This window comes from Pantoea sp. ME81 (genome assembly GCF_903970985.1).
GTDB classification, from domain to species: domain Bacteria; phylum Pseudomonadota; class Gammaproteobacteria; order Enterobacterales; family Enterobacteriaceae; genus Pantoea; species Pantoea communis.
This window is the reverse complement of record NZ_CAJCKS010000346.1, coordinates 1-1,514: the sequence shown is the minus strand read 5'-3', so window position 1 is coordinate 1,514 and position 1,514 is coordinate 1. Positions and strand designations below refer to the sequence as shown.

General features: G+C 50.2%; 1 protein-coding gene and 2 pseudogenes. 1 reads left to right on the top strand and 2 read right to left on the bottom strand.

Annotation, left to right across the window (positions count from 1 at the left end; translation table 11 throughout):
* Positions 1-55: 55 nt before the first annotated feature.
* A pseudogene (locus H7A81_RS27220) lies at positions 56-373 on the bottom strand (phosphatidylglycerophosphatase B); the annotation flags it as partial.
* A gap of 229 nt (positions 374-602) precedes the next feature.
* Here H7A81_RS27220 and ribA point away from each other — a divergent pair.
* Complete coding sequence (gene ribA / locus H7A81_RS27215; RefSeq protein ID WP_034821474.1) at positions 603-1,196, top strand: GTP cyclohydrolase II; 594 nt, start codon at positions 603-605, stop codon at positions 1,194-1,196.
* A gap of 40 nt (positions 1,197-1,236) precedes the next feature.
* Here the strand turns inward: ribA and H7A81_RS27210 are convergent.
* Positions 1,237-1,514: pseudogene (locus tag H7A81_RS27210) on the bottom strand (aconitate hydratase); the annotation flags it as partial.

Here is a 1,514-nt window from a genome sequence, read left to right as displayed (position 1 = left end):
CGTGTGTGCTATACAAGTATCTACACTCTTTCCCTACACGACGGTCTTACGATCTATAGGGACGGGGTTCCTGCACCTGCTCTTTAATGAAAGATTTGGTGTACTGGCCAGCAAGAATAGCGCCGTTCATGAAGAGGATCAGTAAAATGGCGGGTTTAAGTCGGAAGCGTAAGCACCATAAAACCCAGGCGCTGAGGATAACGCTGGTCAAAATACCCCAGGGGCTGGTGACGGTTTCTGTCATCCGGAACAGCACCCGTAAAAACGCGCTACTCTCACCTGGCTGCCATTGCCAGCCAGAGAGCCAGACAACAACGGGCATAATTATTAATAAAAGCATTCCCAGGGTGGTGCGCTGCGCAATTTTTAACATCCGTTTCCTTTTAGATCCGCGAGTATTCGCGAGACTGGCATAACTTTAGCTGAAAAAATAATAACATACACGTTGCGGCTTAGATAATTGTGCTTTATCACTACAATAACTCTGACTGATTAACGGCCCGGGTGAAGGTTGTGGCACAATATTGTCAGTTTTGTCGGGCCAGTCGGGCCCGTGCGTTATCATGATGATAGCGCATCCTCTGAAGGTTCTGGAGAGTCACATGCAGCTTAAACGGGTAGCAGAAGCCAAACTGCCCACGCCATGGGGAGATTTCCTGATGGTTGGTTTTGAAGAACTGGCAACTGGCCAGGATCATGTCGCGCTGGTTTACGGTGATGTTAGCGACCACAATCCAGTGCTGGCGCGCGTTCACTCTGAGTGTCTAACCGGTGATGCGCTGTTCAGCCTGCGCTGCGACTGTGGTTTTCAGTTGGAAGCGGCGCTCACCGCTATCGCTGAAGAAGGACGCGGCGTGCTGTTATATCACCGCCAGGAAGGCCGTAATATCGGTCTGTTGAATAAGATCCGCGCCTACGCTTTGCAAGACAAAGGTTACGACACCGTGGAAGCGAATCATCAGTTGGGCTTTGCCGCCGATGAGCGCGATTTCACCCTGTGTGCAGATATGTTCAAACTGTTGGGCGTCAATGAAGTCCGCCTGCTGACTAACAATCCACGCAAAGTCGAGATCCTGAGCGAAGCGGGAATTAATATTGTAGAACGCGTGCCGTTAGTGGTTGGGCGCAACCCCAAAAATGCTCACTACCTTGATACCAAGGCAGAAAAAATGGGCCATCTGCTGCCAAAAGCGTAATGCAGAAAGCAAAAAGCCGGGAAATCTCCCGGCTTTTTCTTTAGTTCAGCATATTACGTATCACATAATGCAATATGCCGTCGTTCTGGTAATAGGTCAGCTCATTGCCGGTATCGATACGACACCGGGTTTCCAGCGTCTCTTTTTTACCATCGACGCGCGTCAGGGTGACATTCACAGTACAACCCGGTTTCAACTGGGAAAGGTTTTCAACATCAATAAACTCCTCCCCGGTTAATCCCAATGTTTTGCGCGTGACGCCAGCAGGGAATTCCAGCGGCAGGATCCCCATGCCGATCAGGTTAGAGCGATGGATAC

Bases quoted from the DNA above. Each gene is read 5' to 3' on its own strand.
- ribA (WP_034821474.1), top strand. From the start codon at position 603: ATGCAGCTTAAACGGGTAGCAGAAGCCAAACTGCCCACGCCATGGGGA.